This is a genomic window from Streptomyces malaysiense (assembly GCF_000980885.2).
GTDB classification, from domain to species: domain Bacteria; phylum Actinomycetota; class Actinomycetes; order Streptomycetales; family Streptomycetaceae; genus Streptomyces; species Streptomyces malaysiense.
Window position 1 is genome coordinate 1 of the sequence record NZ_LBDA02000178.1, and the last position, 1,604, is coordinate 1,604.

Here is a 1,604-nt window from a genome sequence, read left to right on the forward strand (position 1 = left end):
CCATGTGGCACTCGTCGCCGCCGCGCGTGTAGTCCCCGAAGTAGTCGACCACGTCCTCGGGCCACTGGTTGGCCTCCGCGAGCAGCACGGTGTCCGGGTACTGGGTGTCGATCTCCTTGCGGACCCGCTTGAGGAACTGGTGGGTCGCGGGCAGGTTCTCGCAGTTGGTGCCCTCCTCCGCGTAGAGGTAGGGGACCGCGTCCAGCCGGTAGCCGTCGATGCCGAGGTCCAGCCAGAACTTCAGCGCGGCGAGGATCTCCTCCTGCACCGCCGGGTTCTCGTAGTCGAGGTCCGGCTGGTGGGAGAAGAAGCGGTGGAAGTAGTACTGGCCCCGCACGGGGTCGTACGTCCAGTTGGACGCCTCCGTGTCCACGAAGATGATCCGCGCGTCCTCGTACCGCTTGTCGTCGTCGGCCCAGACGTAGTAGTCCCCGTAGGGGCCGTCGGGGTTCTTGCGCGACTCCTGGAACCACGGGTGCTGGTCGCTGGTGTGGTTCATGACGAAGTCGATGATCACGCGCATGCCGCGCTGGTGGGCCGCGTCCACGAACTCCACGAAGTCGGCGAGGTCGCCGAACTCGGGGAGCACGGCCGTGTAGTCGGCGACGTCGTAACCGCCGTCTCTCAGCGGTGACTTGAAGAAGGGCGGCAGCCACAGGCAGTCCACGCCGAGCCACTGGAGGTAGTCGAGCTTGGCGGTCAGGCCCTTGAGGTCGCCGACTCCGTCGCCGTTGCTGTCGTGGAAGGAGCGGACCAGGACCTCGTAGAAGACGGCACGCTTGAACCACTGCGGGTCCCGGTCCCGGGCAGGGGTGTCCTCGAAGGTGTCCAGTACGGGTTCGTTCACGGTCATGACGCTGCGGGCCCTCCGTTCCGGTGCGTCGATCGCTGGACGTGGAGCACGTGCGCCGGCGCGCGGCCCGGCGTGAGGCGCACGTAGTTGGTCCTGCCCCAGTGGTACGCCTCGCCCGACAGTTCGTCGTGCACGGGCAGGGCGGCGTCCCAGTCCAGGCCGAGTTGCGGCATGTCCAACGAGACAGTGGCCTCCTGGGCGTGATGCGGGTCGAGATTGACGACCACGATGACCGTGTCCGTCCCCGTGCTCTTGCTGTAGGCGAGCACGGCGTCGTTGTCGGTCCGGTGGAAGCGGAGGTTCCGCAGGCGCTGTAGCGCCGGGTGTGCACGGCGGACGGCGTTCAGCCGGGTGATGAGCGGCGCGATCGTACGGCCCTCACGCTCGGCCGACTCCCAGTCCCGGGGCCGGAGTCGGTACTTCTCGGAATCGCGGTACTCCTCGCCGCCCCGGCGCAGCGGGGTGTTCTCGCACAGCTCGTAGCCGCTGTAGATGCCCCAGGCGGGGGAGAGGGTCGCCGCGAGCACGGCACGGATCTCGAAGGCGGGCCGGCCGCCGTGCTGGAGGTGGCCGGGCAGGATGTCGGGGGTGTTCGCGAAGAGGTTGGGTCGCATGTAGGCGGCCGCCTCACCCGACAACTCACGCATGTATTCAGTGAGTTCCTGCTTCGTCTCCCGCCAGGTGAAGTAGGTGTACGACTGCTGGAAGCCGATCTGCGCGAGGGTGTGCATCATGGCGGGGCGGGTGAACG

The 1,604-nt window shown here is 67.7% G+C and carries 2 protein-coding genes; both read right to left on the reverse strand.

Going from position 1 to position 1,604, the window contains the following annotated elements:
• Window positions 1-853: alpha-amylase family glycosyl hydrolase (locus VT52_RS34785; RefSeq protein WP_240510033.1), on the reverse strand; the 853-nt coding region annotated here is incomplete at its 3' end.
• A partial coding sequence (locus VT52_RS34790) for an alpha-glucosidase C-terminal domain-containing protein (protein ID WP_143070985.1) occupies window positions 850-1,604 on the reverse strand: 755 nt, incomplete at its 5' end. The genes VT52_RS34790 and VT52_RS34785, both read right to left, overlap by 4 nt.